The following is a 16973-nucleotide window of genomic DNA, read 5'->3' as shown; positions in this document are numbered from 1 at the left end:
CCTGTTCAGGCACCCATCCGACCCGATCAGGTGACCGAAGCTGCAAAGGAGAACCATGAGGCACCTCTACCTCGTCACCCATGCCGAGGCGCAGCATCATGTCGACGGTCTGGTCGGCGGCTGGTACGACTCAGAGCTGACCACCCGCGGCCACTCCCAAGCCGAACGCATCGCCGAGGTCCTGGCGAACCGGATCAGCTCCGCAGCAGTCGAGGTCTGGTCCTCGGATCTCCACAGAGCCGTCCAAACCGCCGAGCCGATCGCTCAACGCTTCGCGGTCAAGGTCCAAACCGATCCCCGCCTCCGCGAACGAACCAACGGCGAAGCCGACGGCCGCCCCCAATCCTGGCTCGCCGAACGCCGCATCCCCCTCCCCGAGCACGGCGACCGCCTAACCCACCACGACGGCCCCACCGGCGCCGAAACCCGTCTGGCCCTCGTCGACCGCCTCTACCCAGCCCTGGAAGACATCCTCAGCAACCCCATCGAAACCCAGATCATCGTCTCCCACGGCTCCGCCACCAGCTACCTGATCCTCGCCTGGCTGGGCATGCCCAAATCCACCACCGACCGAGCCTTCTTCCCCCTGACCCCCGGCAGCATCACCACCCTCCGCCGAAACGACACCCACCACAGCAACCAGGTCCTAACCCTCAACGAAACCCACCACCTCCGAGAGGAAACGTGAGGGGCGGTAATTTTTGGGCGATATATGAGAAATAGTTACCGCCCAGAGCACCAGGCACCGGTTTGTGACGATGGCAAGGGTCAGCTGCTCGGCGGCCTCTTTCCCGGACGGCAACCAAAGCCCGTCAGCCCCAAGCAACGCGAGCCGCGGTAGCCGTCCTCGCCATCCCGCCCAGCCACCGCCTCGCCCAGCCACACTTCTTTTTAGTCGGCCGACGCGTCGAGCAACCACCCACAAACGTCTCCGGCCGAGCCCGGCACGGACCCCAGCCACTCACCAACTCCGTGCGGGGTGCTCGCCGCACGCTCAGCCGAGCGACCGTCAGGCCGGGTTTTGGAGGTTGGTGAGTGGGGGCGGTCCGCCTCGGTCAGTCCTTGTGTTCGGCGAGGTCGAAGACGTTGCCTTCGGGGTCGGCGAGGGTGATCCAGTGGGTGCCGTATTCGTTGTGCTCGTCGAGGCGTTGGGCGCCTAGGGCCAGGAGGCGGTCGAGTTCGGTGGACCAGTCGGCGGTGGCGAGGTCGAGGTGGAGGCGGTTCTTGGCGGTGCGGGGTTCGGGGACCTGGAGGAACATCAGGGTGGGTGCGTCGGCAGCTCGGTTGATGGTGGCGAAGAATTCGTTGGCTTCGGCATCTACTTCGACTGACAGGACGCCGGCCCAGAAGGTGGCCAGGGTGGCTGCGTTGGTGCAGTCGAAGGCAATGTTCTCGAGAGTGATGGACACGGTTCAGCCTTTCGATACAGGGGAATCAGATGGGAGCTGCTGGATCGGCCAGCAGACCTCTGTGCGGTAGGAACTCTCGTCGGGGGTGTCCCCGGGCGAGACGACGTACAGCTCGCGGATGGGCCCCGGTGCGACCTCGCAGTGCTCGGCTACGTGTGAGCCGAGGGCGCCGTACGTGCGGTCGAAGTCGGCCATGGCGCCGGCGTGTACGGCGATGGCGAAGAACCCGCCGGGCAGGTCGACCAGCTCGAAACCGTCGGCCGGCTCCTGGGTCGGCGCGACCGGCAGGAACGCGATCACCTCACCTTCGTCCTCGGTGAAGAAGTCATCGCTGTACGTCGCTCCCGCCGTCGCCCGGATGTCGTGTACGGCGGCCAACTCGTTCAGCCGGCCAAACGAGTCGACGCACCACGGCCCGATCTGCGGACGCTCGACTCGCCCACGGACGCCGTACGCGCGAAACGGCGGGATGTACCGGTAGTCGACGTGCAGCGGCTCCGGCGCGGCCGTCAGGAGACCGCGCAACGAGGTGACCACGTCTCGCGTCACCTGAAGCTCGCGCTCCATCCGGTCGAGGTGCACGCGCAGTGTCTCCTCACGCGCAGACTCATCGGTCGACGAGACGAGAGCCCGTACGTCGGGGATCGGCATCCGCAAGTCGCGAAGCCGCCGGATGAGCAGCGCGACGCCGACCTGGTCGGTGCCGTACCGCCGGTACCCGGATGACGAGTCCACGGAGACCGGCGCGAGCAGGCCGATCTCGTGGTAGTGGTGCAGGGTCTTCACACTCAAATGAGTTAGCCGCGAGAACTCGCCGACCGTCACTGTCGCCGTCATGCGCCAAGCTTGGACCCTCCGGTAGCTGGAGGGTCAAATGCCTGCAAATGCCAAGGCCCGCCCGGGGGCGGCCGGGCGGGCAACTGGCAGGAAAGACTTAGGAGACGGTCCACTTCTGGTTGGCGCCGCCACTACACGTCCAGATCTGTAGTGGTGTCGCATTGGCCGAGTTGTTCCCGGTCACGTCCAGGCACTTCCCAGCCTGTGGATTCACCAGATCGTTGTTCGAGTAGGTCCACTGTTGATTAGGACTTCCAGCAACACATGTCCACAGCTGGACGCGCGTCCCGTCGGCCGTGCCACCACCACTGACGTCGAGGCACTTACCCAGCGCCTGCAGCGTGTTGCCGGAGCGAGTCCACTGCTGCGCCGCCGACCCATTGCAGTCGTACAGCTGCACCGCCGTACCGTCCGCAGAGTTCGCACCGGCGACATCAACACACTTCCCAGCCAGCCCAGTGATCTGACCACCGCCACCGCCACTCTGCGAACCGTTCCACACAAAGGTGGCCGAGGTCTTCGTGGGCAGCGTGTAGACGAAGGACTGCGAGCCCCAGTTCACCCGCACCGACTGCGAACCGCCGGTGGTGTTGAACGCGATCAGCGCCTTCGAGCCGTCCGGGTTCTTCCATGCCACGTTCTTGACCGAGTTGTTGGCACTCGAGTCGATCCGCAGCGCACCCGGCCGGACGAACTTCGTCAGGTGACCCATCGTGTAGTACTCGACCGTCTTGTCCACCTGGCCCGCCCGACTGCCACCCCGCTGCACCGTCACCAAGCCGGTACACACGTTGCACCCCGCACCGACGTACGGGAGGTGGTCCTGGTCGAGCGCGAGACCCCACTTCACCCACGACTTGTCCCAGTTGCGGGTGTAGTCGATCAGGTTGTTCATGTCCTCGACCTGCTGGTTCGGGATCCACGTTCCACCCGAGTGCTCGGTCATGTACGCGTTGACCGCCGGATACTGGTTGTGGATCTGCGTCTGCAGGTTCACATCGCCGCCGTACCCGTGCCAGGCGATGCCGCCGAACAGCGGGTCGTTGCGCAGCCCGGCATCAGCAAGTGGGACCGAACCGAGGTCGTTGTAGTTGCCCCAGTTGTAGTCCAGCACCATCACCTTGGTGGTGATCCCGGCCGCCCGGAACGCCGGGAACAGGTGGTTCTTGGTGAAGTTCAGCAGGCCGGCACCGTTCCAGTTCATCGACGCATAGCCGGTGTTGTCGGTGCCGCAACAGGTCGGCTCGTTCTGCACTGTCACGTAGTCGATGCGGTTGCCCTGGGCAGCGTTCTGCTGCACGTACTTGACGAAGTACTGCGCGTACATCGGGTAGTACTCGGCCTTCAGCCACCCGCGGTTGGTGAACTTGTTGTTGTCCTTCATCCACGCCGGCGCCGACCACGGCGACCCCATCACCTTCAGCGACGGGTTGAGCTGACGCGCCTGCTTGGTCAGCGGTACGACGTCGGCCAGGTCATGGTTGATCGTGAAGTCGTTCAGATCGCAACAGGTGTCGTCGTACGAATAGTTGAACCGCGCGAGGTCGGACGCGCCCATCGGGTTCCGGACGAAGGACAATCCGATCCCGTTGACCGGGTCGAACAGGTCCTTCATCACCTGGTTGCGGGTCGCGGCGGTGATCGTGTTGCTGCTGTTCAGCAGCCACGCGGAGCTGTCGGCGAAGGACGCGCCGCCGCCCTCCCAGGACTGGTACGTCGTGTTCTCGTTGACCGTGACCGTCTGGTTCGCGGAACCGCCGGCCGGGCCGAAGTTGATCGGGGTCTGCTGTTGCAGACCGCGGGTCACGTTCTGGCCGGCCGAGTCGTTCGTGGTGGTCAGGTAGACGTTGACCTGTTCACCGGCGGCTTGGGCGGCCGGTGCGGTCGCCGTACCGAAACCGAGGCCGGCGGCGACGGCGCACAGCGTGGCCACTGCGACCGGTAGGACGCGGGCAGGACGGGATAACCCGTTCGCGGGCATGGGCGGTCTCCCTTGTGAGCAAGGACTACAGACAGGGGGCGATGTTGTGGCGTCTGCCCGCGCCGCAACGGTGTGTCAGCACGAGCGAACCATCGGTGGTGACCGGTGTCAACGTCACAGCACGGACTTTTTTCAGGTCTTTTATTTAGTCCCGGCCTTGACCTGAGAGCGTTCTCACAGCAAGCTGCGGGACCAAATCCCTGTCTCGTCCCGACCGCCCCCGTGGAGATTTGAGGCACGCATGAAACTGCAGCGTTCCCGCATCGCGGCCCTGTTCGCAACCGGTGCCGCACTCGTCGGCGCCGCCCTTCTGCAAGCACCAGCCCAAGCCCTGCCGCAGGCCCCTCAAGCCGAGCAAGCCGTACTGGCGACGACCTTCGAGGACAACTTCGACGGTCCGGCCGGGCAGGCGCCGGACGCCAACAAGTGGCGTTACGACATCGGCGGCTCCGGCTGGGGCAACAACGAACGCCAGTACTACACCAACAGCACCCGCAACTCCGCCAAGGACGGCAACGGCAACCTGGTGATCACCGCCCGCCGCGAGAGCGGTGGGTTCCAGTGCCACTACGGCACCTGTGAGTACACCTCGGCGCGGCTGCTCACCGCGCAGACCTTCACCCAGACGTACGGCCGCTGGGAGGCCCGGATCAAGATCCCCGGCACCCAGGGTGTCTGGCCGGCGTTCTGGATGCTCGGCTCCCAAGGTGGCGGCTGGCCGAACAATGGCGAGATCGACATCATGGAGAACATCGGCCGCGAGCCGAACACCGTGCACGGCACCATCCACGGCCCGGGCTACTCCGGCGCCGAGGGGATCGGCGCGGCCTACAACTCACCGAACGGTCAGCCGTTCCGCAACGACTTCCACACCTACCGCGTCGACTGGGCGCCGAACGTCATCACCTGGTACGTCGACGGTGTCCAGTACCAGCGCCGTACGCCGGCCGACCTCGGCGGCGACCAGTGGGTCTTCAACCACCCGTTCTTCATGATCATGAACGTCGCGGTCGGCGGCTACTGGCCGGGCTACCCGGACGGCTCCACCGTGATGCCGCAGACGATGACGATCGACTACGTCCGGGTTTCCACCCTCGACGGCACGGGCACCAACGGCCAGATCACCGGCCTGGCCGGCAAGTGCCTGGACGTCGCCGGCGCCAACCCCGCCGACGGTACGACGGTCCAGCTCTACGACTGCAACGGTACGGCGGCCCAGTCGTGGAGCCGTCCTGGCGACGGCACGATCCGTGCCCTGGGCAAGTGTCTCGACGTCGCGAACGCGGGAACCGCGGACGGCACCCGGGTGCAAATCGCCACCTGTAACGGCAATACGGCTCAACGGTGGTCGTACGGCAACAACGACATCGTGAACCGAGGCAAGTGTCTCGATGTCACCGGCAACAATTCGGCGAACGCCACCCCGACCCAGATCTGGACCTGCGGTGGCGGCGCCAACCAGAAGTGGAACATCACCTAACCGGCAGGAACCCGGGACGGCGGCAGTACGCCGCCGTCCTGCAGCAACCGCAGTATCGGAAGGGTCGCGGCGCCGAGAGCAACGGCGTCGCGGCCCAGTTCGCACGGCACGATCGAGACCTGGGAGTAGGGCTGGCGGAGCGCATGCTTGCCGACCTCCTCGCGCAGGCGCGGCAGGTACCGCTCCCCCAGCAAGAGCCCGGCCCAACCGCCGAGAACGATCCGTTCCGGGTTGACCAGGTTGACCAGATTCGCGAAGCCCGCCGCGAGATAGCCGATCGTGTCGTCCATGATCGTTGCCGCGAGCTCCGACTTCTCCGCCGCCGCGAGCAGTTCGGCGAACGCCGCCTCCTCGTCGGTCGTCGACAACTCACCGCCGGCCTCGCGATAGCGGTCGAGGACATCCTCGGCACCGACATACGCCTCCAGGCACCCGGACGCTCCACAGCGGCACCCGCGGCCGCCGTACATGATCGTGGTGTGTCCCCACTCGCCCGCGCTGCTGCGCGTCCCGCGATAGCTGGACCCGCCGGTGACCAGCGCGGCGCCGACACCTGAACCGACCAGCGCGACCACCGCGTCCGTCGCACCGCGGCCGGCGCCGAACCACATCTCAGCCTGGCCGAGCGTGTTCGCGCCGTTGTCCACCAGGATCGGAATATCGGTGCCCTCGGCAAGCATCTGACCGAACGGTACGGCGTCCCACCCGAGCGTCTGAGCGTGTACGACGGCATCCGCGTCGACGATTCCGAACACCGCGACGCCGAGTCCCAGCACCTGCGCGGACTGTACGCCGGATGTGCTGATCACGCTCGCAAGCCCTTCCAGCACGTGCTTTACGACGACTTCCGGCTTCGGCTCGTCGATCGGATGATCGACAGTGGTCACCGCATTCAGGGCGAGATCGAACAGTTCGACCCGAACCATCGTCTCGCCGACCTCGGCACCGACGACGTACCGGAAATCCCGGGCGACCCGCAGCAGCACGCGCGGCCGACCGCCTTCGGACTCGACCGAGCCCGCCTCCTCGACGACACCTTCGGCGATCAACTCGGTGACGAGGTTGCTCACGCTGGCCGCGCTGAGCGACGTACGGACACTCAGCTCCTGCCGGCTCAGCGGTCCGTCGCGGTAGATGCCGGTCAGGATCACCGATCGGTTGGACCGGCGCATGTCCCGCACCGTCGTCCGCCGATACTCCATCGTTCCAGCCCCCTGCTTGCCCCGGCCCCTGCCGGGCCGCTGGACCCGAGTCCATCACGGCCGGCGCCCGACCCGGAAGGGGCGACTTTCTCCAGACTGTGAATTAAGGGGTGATTCGTTACCGCACCGTGATTGACGAGACCTGGGTCACTCGGCTTCACTCTACGGAACCGCTTCCGAAACCGGTTCCGAACACCAGCGCAACATCACAGCAACATCCCGCCACCCCACCGCCCGAGGGGAGATTCAGCGTGTCCATCACCATCGCCGACGTCGCCGCACGAGCCGGCGTGAGCAAGACGACCGTGTCACGCGTCCTGAACGGCAAGGGTGAGCTCGATCTGCGCACCGCCGAGCGGGTCCGCGCCGTGATCGCCGAGCTCGGCTACGTGCCGAGTGCCCGGGCGGTCGGTCTGGCCCGCGGCCGGACCCGGGTCGTCGGCATGCTGGTCCCGTCGCTGACCTGGCCCTGGATGGGCGAGGTGCTGCAGGGTGCGGTCGACGTGGTCGAGAGCGAGGGCTACGGCCTGCTGCTGTTCACCTTCAACCGCGGTGCGGAGTCCATGCACCAGTTCGCCTCGCAGGTGTCGGCGCAGTCGTTCGACGGCCTGCTGGTGATCGAGCCCGAGGGCACGCTCACCTACATCGAGCAGTTGCACGCGCGGGGTCTGCCGGTCGTCCTGATCGACGACCGCGACAAGCGCCCCCAGTTCCCGTCCGTCGCCACCACCAACTACGCCGGCGGGCAGTCCGCGGCCCGGCACCTGATCGAGCTCGGCCGGCACCGGCCGCTGGTGATCACCGGTGTCGAGCGGTTCGGCTGCACGCACGAACGCCTGGACGGCTTCCGCGACACCTACGCCGAAGCCGGCATCGAGCTCGACCCGAGACTCGTGTTCGAAGGCGATTTCACCCACGAGAGCGGACGCCACGGCGTCCAGCAGGCGCTCGACCAGCGTCTGGACTTCGACGCGGTGTTCGCACACAACGACCTGTCCGCCGGCGGTGCCATCCAGGCCGTCCGGGAGACCGGGCGGAACGTGCCGAACGACGTGTCGGTCGTCGGTTTCGACGACATCCCGTACGCCCAGCACACCGAACCGCCGTTGACCACGGTGCATCAGCCGATGCGCCAGATGGGTCAGGCGGCGGCCCGGATGCTGATGGGCTACTTCGGCGGGACCCCGCTGCCCGAGGAACCCCAAGTGCTGCCGACGACGCTGATCGTCCGCAGCTCAACCGCTCCCAAATCCGCCCCGAGGATCGGTCCGTCCGCCCCGTCCGCCCGGTCCCACACCTGAGGCTCCGGCGGCGGGGCAGCTGCCCCTGCTCCGCCGCCGGTGAAGTCCTCGATACCGATCTGTTAAGGCGTCCGCTCTTCCAATGAGAGCGCTTTCACGCCACCATGCACTGGCCCACCCAGGCTCAGGGGTGGACCATCCGCCATCACGAAATGCACAGGAGGAACCGAGATGCGAGCACGACGGAGCGTCGCGCTGGCCCTGACGGGCTTGCTCGCGGCAGCCACGCTGGCTGCCTGCAGTAGCGGGGACGGGAAGACCAGCGGAAGCGGTTCCGGCACCGCCGCGACCGTACTGAACGTCGGTATGCCGAACGGTCCGCAGACCGAGAACCACAACCCGTTCCTCGGCTCCTCCTCGGGCGCCTCGCTCGGGTACCGATGGATGATCTTCGAGCCGCTGGTGATGATCAACGGCATCAAGCCCACCGAGCCCGGCAAGCCGTGGCTGGCCACCGAGTGGAAGTGGGACGCCAACTTCACCAAGCTGTCGTTCACCATCCGCGACGGCGTGAAGTGGTCCGACGGTACGCCGATGACCGCCGAGGACGTGGCCTACACCTTCCAGCTCCGACAGAAGAACGAAGGCCTGAACTCCGACGCCATCCCGTACAAGACGATCACCCAGACCGGGAACAAGGTCGACCTGGTCTTCGAGCGGTCGCAGTTCGTCAACCAGAACAAGATCCTGACCGTCTTCGTGGTCCAGAAGGCCCAGTGGTCGGCGATCAAGGACCCGAGCCAGGACACGCTGAAGACCCCGGTCGGCACCGGCCCGTACAAGATCAAGTCGTTCACCCCGCAGACCACCACGCTGGAACTGCGCGACTCGTACTGGCAGGACCTGCCGAAGGTCAAGGAGCTGCGGTACACGTCGTACAACGACAACAACGCGCAGACCACCGCGCTGGCCAACGGCTCCTCGGAGTGGAGCTTCGTCTTCGTCCCGAACGTGAAGGCCGTCTACCAGGACAAGGACCCGAAGAACCACAAGCTGTACTTCCCGGCGAACCTGGGTATCCACGGCCTGTGGATCAACACCACCAAGAAGCCGTTCGACGACCCGGCGCTGCGCCGCGCGATGGACAAGGTCATCAACCGCGACGACATCTTCATGCAGGGTGAGGCCGGGTACTTCTACCCGAAGGTCGAGTCCATCACCGGGATCCCGACCCCGGCCGGTGAGTCGTTCATCGCGCCGGAGTACAAGGACAAGAAGCACGCCGTCGACGTCGAGGGCGCCAAGGCCGACCTGGCCGCGGCCGGCTACAAGCTCGAGGGCAACGTGCTGAAGGACAAGGGCGGGCAGCCGGTCAAGATCACGCTGACCAACCCGGCCGGCTGGTCCGACTACATCACCGACCTGGAGATCATCAAGGACAACCTGTCCACGATCGGTATCGCGGCGACCGTCGACAAGGCCAACCAGGACGCCTGGTTCAAGGCCTTCGACGAAGGCAACTTCGAGGCCGGCATGCACTGGACCAACGGCGGCTCCACGCCGTTCGACATCTACCAGAACATCATGGACGGCAAGATCCTGAAGCCGGTCGGCAAGGGCGGGATCAGCGGCAACTACGGGCGCTTCAACTCGCCCGAGGCGACCAAGCTGCTCGACACCTACGCCAACGCCACCGACGACGCGACCCGGCAGACGGCGCTGAACGGCCTGCAGAAGATCATGGTCGAGCAGATGCCGGTGATCCCGACCTCGGCGTCGAACGTCGGCGGTCTCTACAGCACCAAGAACTGGACCGGGTGGCCGGACGAGCAGAACTCGTACGCGCCGGGTCAGCCGACCCAGCAGAACGCTCTGCAGATCGTCCTGAACCTGAAGCCCGCCGGCTCTCAGTGAGGCCGGACCGCGGCGCCGGGAGCCAGTGCTCCCGGCGCCGCGGTGCCACGATGCGAGGAGTCTTGTAATCATGACGGTGACCGACCCAGCGGTGGCCCCAGCGGTGGTCCCTGAAGTAGTTCTGGAGGCCGACGGCCTCACCAAGCACTTCCCGGTACGGCGTGGTCTCCGGGACCTGTTGACCCGCGATCGCAAGGTCGTGCACGCGGTCGACGACCTGAACCTGACGTTGCGCCGCGGCCGCGTGACCGCCCTGGTCGGTGAGTCCGGTTCGGGCAAGTCGACGGTGGCTCGCCTGTTGGCCCAGCTCCATCACCGCACCGACGGCGACATCCGCCTGCACGGCCAGTCCGTGACAGTGCGCGGCGGCCGGAAGTTCCGGGCGTACTGCCGCCAGGTCCAGATGATCTTCCAGGACCCCTTCGCGTCGCTGAACCCGACCCACACCGTGCGATACCACCTGACCCGCGCGCTCAAGATCCACGGCCGGGCCGGCAACAACAAGGCCGAGCTCGAGTCGAACCTGCGCGACCTGCTGCTGCGCGTCCAGCTGACTCCCCCGGAGCGCTATCTGGACAAGTTCCCGCACGAGCTGTCCGGCGGTCAGCGCCAGCGCGTCTCGATCGCCCGCGCCCTCGGCGCCGATCCCGAGGCCCTGCTCGCCGACGAGCCGGTCTCGATGCTCGACGTCTCGATCCGCCTCGGCGTCCTGAACCTGCTGCGTGATCTGAAGGAGCGGCTGAACCTGGCCATCCTCTACATCACCCACGACATCGCCTCGGCCCGCTACTTCGCTGACGAAACCATGGTCATGTACGCCGGCCGAATGGTGGAAGGCGGTGACTCCGAGACCGTCACCCAGCACCCCGCACACCCGTACACCCGACTGCTCATCGAGAGCGCACCGGATCCCGACCGGCTCGACCGAGTCGGCGATCTGCGCGCGCCGGAGGACCAGGGCAGCGGTGAGCCGCCGAGCCTGATCGCTCCGCCGACCGGCTGCCGGTTCCACCCGCGCTGCGTGCACGCGATGCCGAAGTGCTCGACCGAACTGCCGCCTCGCTTCGAACTGCCGATCGTCGACAACGGCCAAAGCCACTGGGCCGCGTGCTGGCTCTACGAGGAAGGAGCAGCCAAGTGAAGTTCCTTCTGCAACGCATCGCGTTCTACCTGTTCACCGCGTGGGCAGCGCTGACGATCAACTTCTTCATCCCCCGCCTGATCCCCGGTGACCCGGTCACCTCGCTGATCAACAAGTACCAGGGCCAGATCAGCACCGAGGCCATCCAGTCGCTCTACGTCCTGTTCGGCCTGGACAAGAACGCCAGCATGTGGAGCCAGTACGTCGACTACTGGGGCCAGGTGTTCCGCGGCGACCTCGGGTTGTCGTTCACCTTCTTTCCGACTCCGGTCATCGACATCCTGCAGCAGAGCCTGCCGTGGACGATCGCCCTGGTCGGCCTGACCACGCTGGCCAGCTTCGCGATCGGCACCGGTCTCGGCGTACTCGCCGGCTGGCGCCGTGGTTCCTGGCTCGACGGTTTGTTGCCAGTGACGACGTTCCTGTCGTCGATCCCGTACTTCTGGCTCGGTCTGCTGGCGATCACCCTGCTGGCCGGTCCGGACAGCATCTTCCCGTCGTCGGGCGGTTACGAGCCCGGCCTGGTGCCGGGTTGGACCCCTGAGTTCATGGGCAGCGCGATCCAGCACAGCTTGCTGCCGGCAATCACCATCCTGATCTCGTCGGTCAGCGGCTGGATCCTCAGCATGCGCAACATGATGGTGACGGTCGCTTCCGAGGACTACATCACCGTCGCGCACGCCAAGGGCCTGCCCGAGAAGCGCGTGATGATGAGCTACGCCGCACGCAACGCGCTGCTGCCGAACGTCTCCGGCTTCGCACTGTCGCTCGGTTTCATCGTCGGCGGCACGCTGCTGGTCGAGATCGTCTTCTCCTACCCCGGTATCGGCTACAACCTGTTCCAGGCCGTCGGTTCCAAGGACTACCCGCTGATGCAGGGCGTCTTCCTGGTCATCACGCTGTCGGTCCTGGTCGCGAACCTGATCGCCGACGTCGCCTATCTGCTCCTCGATCCCCGCACCCGGAAGGAGGGCTGAGATGTCCGCACCCACCAGCACCGTCACCGCGGTGAGCCCGGAAGGACCCGCGGTCGAGGTCAAGCCGGCCAGGCGCCGCCGGTTGCGGTTCGTTGCCAACGGCAAGGCCGCGACCGGGCTGATCGTGCTCGGCTTCTTCTGCCTGATCGCGATCATCGGTCCCTGGATCGCGCCGTACGACCCGTCGGCCCGCAGCAGTGACCTGATCCAGGCGCCGTCGTCCAAGCACTGGTTCGGTACGACGCACCTCGGCCAGGACATCTTCAGTCAGATGCTCGTCGGCACCCGGGGCGTGATGTTCGTCGGCCTGCTGGCTGGTCTCGTCGCGACCGCGCTGTCGATCCTGATCGGTGTCAGCTCGGGCTTCCTCGGCGGCGCGGCCGACGAGGGTCTGTCCGCACTGTCGAACGTCTTCCTGGTCATCCCGGCCCTGCCGCTGATCATCATCGTCGCCTCGACCATCCCGGGCGCGGGTGACCTGATGGTTGCCCTCGTCATCGGTTTCACCTCGTGGGCCTGGGGTGCCCGGGTCCTGCGGGCACAGACCCTGTCGTTGCGCCGGCGGGACTACGTCGAGGCCGCCCGCGCGACCGGTGAGAGCACCTGGCGGATCATCACCGCCGAGATCATGCCGAACCTGACCGCGATCATCGCCTCCAGCTTCGTCGGTACGGTGATCTTCGCGATCATGTCCGAGATCACCCTGGCCTTCATCGGTATCTCGACCATCTCCGAGTGGAACTGGGGAACCATCCTGTTCTGGGCGCAGAGCCAGCAGGCCCTTGCCCAGGGCGCCTGGTGGTGGTTCGTCCCGGCCGGTCTCGCGATCGCGATCCTCGGTACGGCGCTCTCCCTGATCAACTTCGGCATCGACGAGTTCGTCAGCCCGCGACTGCGCAGCAGCGGTCACACCCGGGTCAAGACCAAGGACGGTCACTCGGTCCGGATGCGCGTCGGCTTCACCCCGGTACTCGGCAACAAGGCGGTCCCGCCGACTCCCGTCGTACGGAAGAAGGAGGCAGCCGCGTGACGGCCAAGGAACCTGTCCTGGAGATCAAGGACTTCAGCGTCGACTACGGTCTGGGCGATCAGGGTGTGCGCGCGGTGCGCGATGTCACGCTGACGCTGCATCGTGGTGAGGTGCTCGGGCTCGCCGGTGAGAGCGGGAGTGGCAAGTCCACGCTCGCGTACGGCGTCACTCGGCTGCTGCCGCCGCCCGGTGTGATCAGCAGTGGTTCGGTCACCTACCACCCGCCGGGCGGTGACCCGTACGACGTGATGGCGTTGACCGACCCCGAGTTGCGGGCGTTCCGGTGGGCGGAGACGTCGATCGTGTTCCAGGGCGCGATGAACTCGCTCAACCCGGTGCACAAGGTCTCCACCCAGATGCTCGACGTGATCAAGGCCCACGAGCCCGACCTCTCGCCGGAAGCGCGGGTCGCCCGGGCGAAGGACATGCTCAAGCTGGTCGGCATCTCCGCGGACCGGATGGACGCCTACCCGCACCAACTGTCCGGCGGTATGCGGCAGCGCGTGATGATCGGGATGGCGCTCGTACTGGAACCGCAGATCGTGATCATGGACGAGCCGACGACCGCGCTCGACGTGGTGATGCAGCGGCAGATCCTGGCCCAGCTGGTCGAGCTGCGTGAGCGGCTCGGGTTCTCGGTGCTGTTCATCACCCACGACCTGTCGCTGCTGGTCGAGTTCTCCGACCGGATCGCGATCATGTACGGCGGGCGGATCGTCGAGGAAGCCAAGTCCGCCGACCTGTACAAGGACTCGCTGCACCCGTACAGCGAAGGACTGCTGAAGTCCTTCCCGGCGTTGCGTGGCCCGCGCCGGGAGCTGTCCGGGATCCCCGGCTCACCGCCCGACCTGCGCGGGATGCCGTCCGGATGCTCGTTCCACCCGCGCTGCCCGCACGCGTTCGACCGTTGCTCCGACGAGATCCCGCTGCTCGGGATCCCCTCGGCCCGCAACGACCCCAGCCGGTCCGTGGCCTGCTGGCTCCCCGGCCGCGTCCCGGTCGGCTGAGTCCCTTCTACTGCTTGTGAAAGGCGTGTATATGAGCACCACATCCGTCTCGGGGGCGGCAGACCTGATCGCGGGTCTGCCGGCCGACTTCCGCTGGGGTGTCGCCACCTCGTCGTACCAGATCGAGGGCGCGATCGCCGAGGACGGCCGGACGCCGTCGATCTGGGACACCTTCTGCCAGGTACCCGGCGCGATCGACAACGGCGACGTCGGCGACATCGCCTGCGACCACTACCACCGGATGCCCGAAGACGTTGCCCTGATCAAGAATCTCGGCTTCGACACCTACCGGTTCTCGGTCGCGTGGCCGCGGGTCCAGCCGCGCGGCAAGGGCCCGGTGAACCCAGCCGGTCTGGGCTTCTACGACAAGCTGGTCGACGAGCTGCTTGCCCAGGGCATCGACCCGTGGGTGACGCTCTACCACTGGGACCTGCCGCAGGAGCTCGAGGACGCCGGCGGCTGGCCGAACCGCGACACGGCGTACCGGTTCGCGGAGTACTCGATGCTGGTGTTCGACGCACTGAAGGACCGCGTCAACACCTGGACCACGCTGAACGAGCCGTGGTGTTCCGCGATGCTCGGTTACGCGTACGGTCTGCACGCACCGGGCCGCAAGGAGTACCCGGCCGCGATCGCCGCCGTCCACCACCTACTGCTCGGCCACGGGCTTGCCACGACCGCCATGCGCGAGGCCTCACCGCGCAAGTTGGACATCGGCATCACCCTCAACGTGGCTACGGCGTACCCCGCCAGTGACGCCGAGCCGGACATCGAGGCCGCCCGCCGCGCCGACGGCATGGGCCGCCGGATCTACCTCGACCCGCTGGTGCACGGCCGCTACCCGGCCGACATCGTCGCGGACCTGGCCCTGGAAGGCGCCGAGATCCCCGTCCAGGACGGTGACCTCGAGCTGATCTCGGCACCGATCGACGTACTGGGCGTGAACTACTACTTCAGCCAGAAGTTCAGCGGGTACGCCGAGGACGGCAGCACGGCGGACGAGAAGGGCCTGCCGATCAGCCGGACCATCCCGCTCGGCCGGCCTCGCACCGCGATGGATTGGGAGATCGTTCCCGAAGGCTTCACCGACCTGCTGCTCAGCATCGCCCGGGACTACCCGAACCTGCCGATGGTGATCACCGAGAACGGCTCCGCCTTCGAGGACACCCCCGACGAGAACGGGTACGTCGCCGACGACGGCCGCACCGAGTACTTCACCACCCACCTGGCCGCCGTCGCCGAGGCAATCAACCAAGGAGCCGACATCCGCGGCTACCTGGCCTGGTCCCTGCTGGACAACTTCGAATGGGCCTACGGCTACGTCAAGCGCTTCGGCATCGTCCGCGTCGACTACGACACCCAAGCCCGCATCCCCAAGCAAAGCGCTTTGTACTTGAAGGAACTGGCCGAAGCTCACCGCGCCAGGTAGTCGTTGACCGTCGTGCTCATGAACTCGTACACCCCATGAGCACGACGGTCGACTGTCTTGAGGGTGGAGTTCGGCAACTTCGCATGCAGCGCCTGCGCCCACCCGAGCGGAATGTTGTCCCGCTCCGCCTGCACGATCAACATCGGCACGTCATTGCCGATGACAAGCTCCGCCTCACTCGTGTGATACCTCCAGAACGCACACGGCAGGAATGTGGTGTGAAAGAGCGGCTCGCTCTCTCGAGTCCGCACCACATCACGCCAGTAGGCGGACAGACCACCCGGCGCGTCTGCTCGGGGCCATCCATTGTCGTTACAGGTGAACGCGATGGACGCGGCGGCGAAGCGGCTGAGGATCGGTGTCGTAGTGAAGTACTGCTGCAGCCATCCGTCCAGCTCATCCGTTGACTTCCCATCGAGTAGTGCACGCACATTGCGCGCCATCACCTCGTGGTCCTTCTCGTCTCCCAAGGCCGACTGCAGCGCCCACGGCAACGTCGCGCTGTCCAAACTCTTGATGCGCTTGATGGTTGCGCGGACCTGCATCCCGGTTCGGCCTAGGTGGTACTTGTCGTCTCGCCATGCCACCCACGCGGCCCACTCGTCGAAAGCTGCCTCGGCGCGTTCACCGGTCGCGAGATGGTGGTACTCCGACCCTTCGACATCCGTCACGCTGTCGACCACCATCCGATCGACCCGCCGCGGGAACAACTGGCTGTAGACCACCCCGAGATCCGCACCCCACGACACTCCGTAGTACGAGATCTTCTGCTCCCCCAACGCGCCCCGGATCACATCCATGTCCCGGGCAACATTCCGGATACTTGCATACGGCAACCGATCGTCCTTGCATCCGGCCACCGCCTTCGCCGCCAATTTGCTTGCCTTGTTGAAGTCCGCCCGCGTCAACGACGATCGGAAGACATCGCGCAACCTGATCGGACCGCAGTCGACCGGATCACTCGCCCCCATGAACCGCGGGTCGATCCCGATCACGTCGTACTGCTGCGCCACCTCACCCAGCAACGGCTTCAGATCGAGCGGGTACGTCGTTCCTGGTCCGCCCGGTCCACCGGGATTCGTCAGCAGGACCCCGCGCCGCTTGGCCGGATCCGCCTTCAGTCGCGAGACCGCGAGCCGCACCACTCGACCATCCGGCTGGAGATGATCGAGCGGCACCACAACCGTCGTACAGTCCGCTCCCGCGGCCCGCAAACTCTCATCAGCACACTCGCCCCACCGAAGGCCACCGGCTGTGCTCGCGCCGGCTGTCACTCCGCCGGCCGCCAGGGCGATGGCTACCAGGACCGCAGTTCGTCTCCACAT

General features: G+C 66.3%; 14 protein-coding genes. 9 read left to right on the top strand and 5 right to left on the bottom strand.

Annotated elements, in window-relative coordinates; all coding sequences use genetic code 11:
• Positions 1–55 precede the first annotated feature (55 nt).
• The gene (locus ABD231_RS00800) at positions 56–688 is read left to right on the top strand and encodes a histidine phosphatase family protein (protein WP_344143998.1); all 633 of its coding nucleotides are present in this window, start codon (positions 56–58) and stop codon (positions 686–688) included.
• Between the two features lie 367 nt (positions 689–1055).
• Here ABD231_RS00800 and ABD231_RS00795 read toward each other — a convergent pair whose 3' ends face one another.
• The 3 genes from ABD231_RS00795 to ABD231_RS00785 all read right to left on the bottom strand — a co-directional run bounded on the left by ABD231_RS00795 (position 1056) and on the right by ABD231_RS00785 (position 4227).
• Complete coding sequence (locus ABD231_RS00795; RefSeq protein WP_344143995.1) at positions 1056–1409, bottom strand: VOC family protein; 354 nt, start codon at positions 1407–1409, stop codon at positions 1056–1058.
• Positions 1410–1412: 3 nt separating this feature from the next.
• On the bottom strand, positions 1413–2246 hold the full coding sequence (locus ABD231_RS00790; protein ID WP_344143992.1) for a MerR family transcriptional regulator: 834 nt from the start codon (positions 2244–2246) through the stop codon (positions 1413–1415).
• A gap of 97 nt (positions 2247–2343) precedes the next feature.
• Positions 2344–4227 carry a ricin-type beta-trefoil lectin domain protein gene (locus tag ABD231_RS00785; RefSeq protein WP_344143989.1) on the bottom strand — a complete coding sequence of 628 codons (1884 nt, stop codon included), beginning with the start codon at positions 4225–4227 and terminating at the stop codon, positions 2344–2346.
• 241 nt (positions 4228–4468) lie between these two features.
• Here ABD231_RS00785 and ABD231_RS00780 point away from each other — a divergent pair, with 241 nt between their 5' ends.
• Entirely contained in the window at positions 4469–5707 is a 1239-nt protein-coding gene (locus ABD231_RS00780; protein ID WP_344143987.1) for a family 16 glycosylhydrolase, read from the top strand.
• On the opposite strand, the gene ABD231_RS00775 is transcribed toward ABD231_RS00780, so the two are convergent.
• Complete coding sequence (locus tag ABD231_RS00775) at positions 5704–6879, bottom strand: ROK family transcriptional regulator (RefSeq protein ID WP_344143985.1); 1176 nt, start codon at positions 6877–6879, stop codon at positions 5704–5706. The genes ABD231_RS00780 and ABD231_RS00775 overlap by 4 nt on opposite strands.
• Positions 6880–7160: 281 nt before the next feature.
• Between ABD231_RS00775 and ABD231_RS00770 the strand changes: the two genes are divergently transcribed.
• The 7 genes from ABD231_RS00770 to ABD231_RS00740 all read left to right on the top strand — a co-directional run bounded on the left by ABD231_RS00770 (position 7161) and on the right by ABD231_RS00740 (position 15648).
• Positions 7161–8210 (top strand): LacI family DNA-binding transcriptional regulator, encoded by a 1050-nt coding sequence (locus tag ABD231_RS00770; RefSeq protein WP_344143982.1) that lies wholly within the window; start codon positions 7161–7163, stop codon positions 8208–8210.
• A 171-nt stretch (positions 8211–8381) separates the two neighbouring features.
• On the top strand, positions 8382–10064 hold the full coding sequence (locus tag ABD231_RS00765) for an ABC transporter substrate-binding protein (protein WP_344143979.1): 1683 nt from the start codon (positions 8382–8384) through the stop codon (positions 10062–10064).
• Between the two features lie 70 nt (positions 10065–10134).
• Positions 10135–11205 carry an ABC transporter ATP-binding protein gene (locus ABD231_RS00760; protein WP_344143977.1) on the top strand — a complete coding sequence of 357 codons (1071 nt, stop codon included), beginning with the start codon at positions 10135–10137 and terminating at the stop codon, positions 11203–11205.
• Complete coding sequence (locus tag ABD231_RS00755) at positions 11202–12182, top strand: ABC transporter permease (protein ID WP_344143976.1); 981 nt, start codon at positions 11202–11204, stop codon at positions 12180–12182. Before ABD231_RS00760 ends, ABD231_RS00755 begins: the two co-directional genes overlap by 4 nt.
• Position 12183: 1 nt before the next feature.
• Positions 12184–13212: an ABC transporter permease gene (locus tag ABD231_RS00750; RefSeq protein ID WP_344143973.1), complete on the top strand. Its 1029-nt coding sequence runs from the start codon at positions 12184–12186 to the stop codon at positions 13210–13212.
• Positions 13209–14219, top strand: a complete 1011-nt coding sequence (locus ABD231_RS00745; protein ID WP_344143972.1) for an ABC transporter ATP-binding protein — start codon at positions 13209–13211, stop codon at positions 14217–14219. Before ABD231_RS00750 ends, ABD231_RS00745 begins: the two co-directional genes overlap by 4 nt.
• Before the next feature lie 31 nt (positions 14220–14250).
• A complete protein-coding gene (locus ABD231_RS00740) occupies positions 14251–15648 on the top strand; it encodes a GH1 family beta-glucosidase (RefSeq protein ID WP_344143971.1) in 1398 nt (465 codons plus the stop codon).
• On the opposite strand, the gene ABD231_RS00735 is transcribed toward ABD231_RS00740, so the two are convergent.
• Positions 15633–16973, bottom strand: coding sequence for an alpha/beta fold hydrolase (locus ABD231_RS00735; RefSeq protein WP_344143968.1), 1341 nt, complete (start codon positions 16971–16973; stop codon positions 15633–15635). The genes ABD231_RS00740 and ABD231_RS00735 overlap by 16 nt on opposite strands.

This window comes from Kribbella yunnanensis (assembly GCF_039529655.1).
Classification (GTDB): Bacteria; Actinomycetota; Actinomycetes; order Propionibacteriales; family Kribbellaceae; genus Kribbella; species Kribbella yunnanensis.
This window is presented reverse-complemented; position numbering and strand designations above follow the sequence as displayed.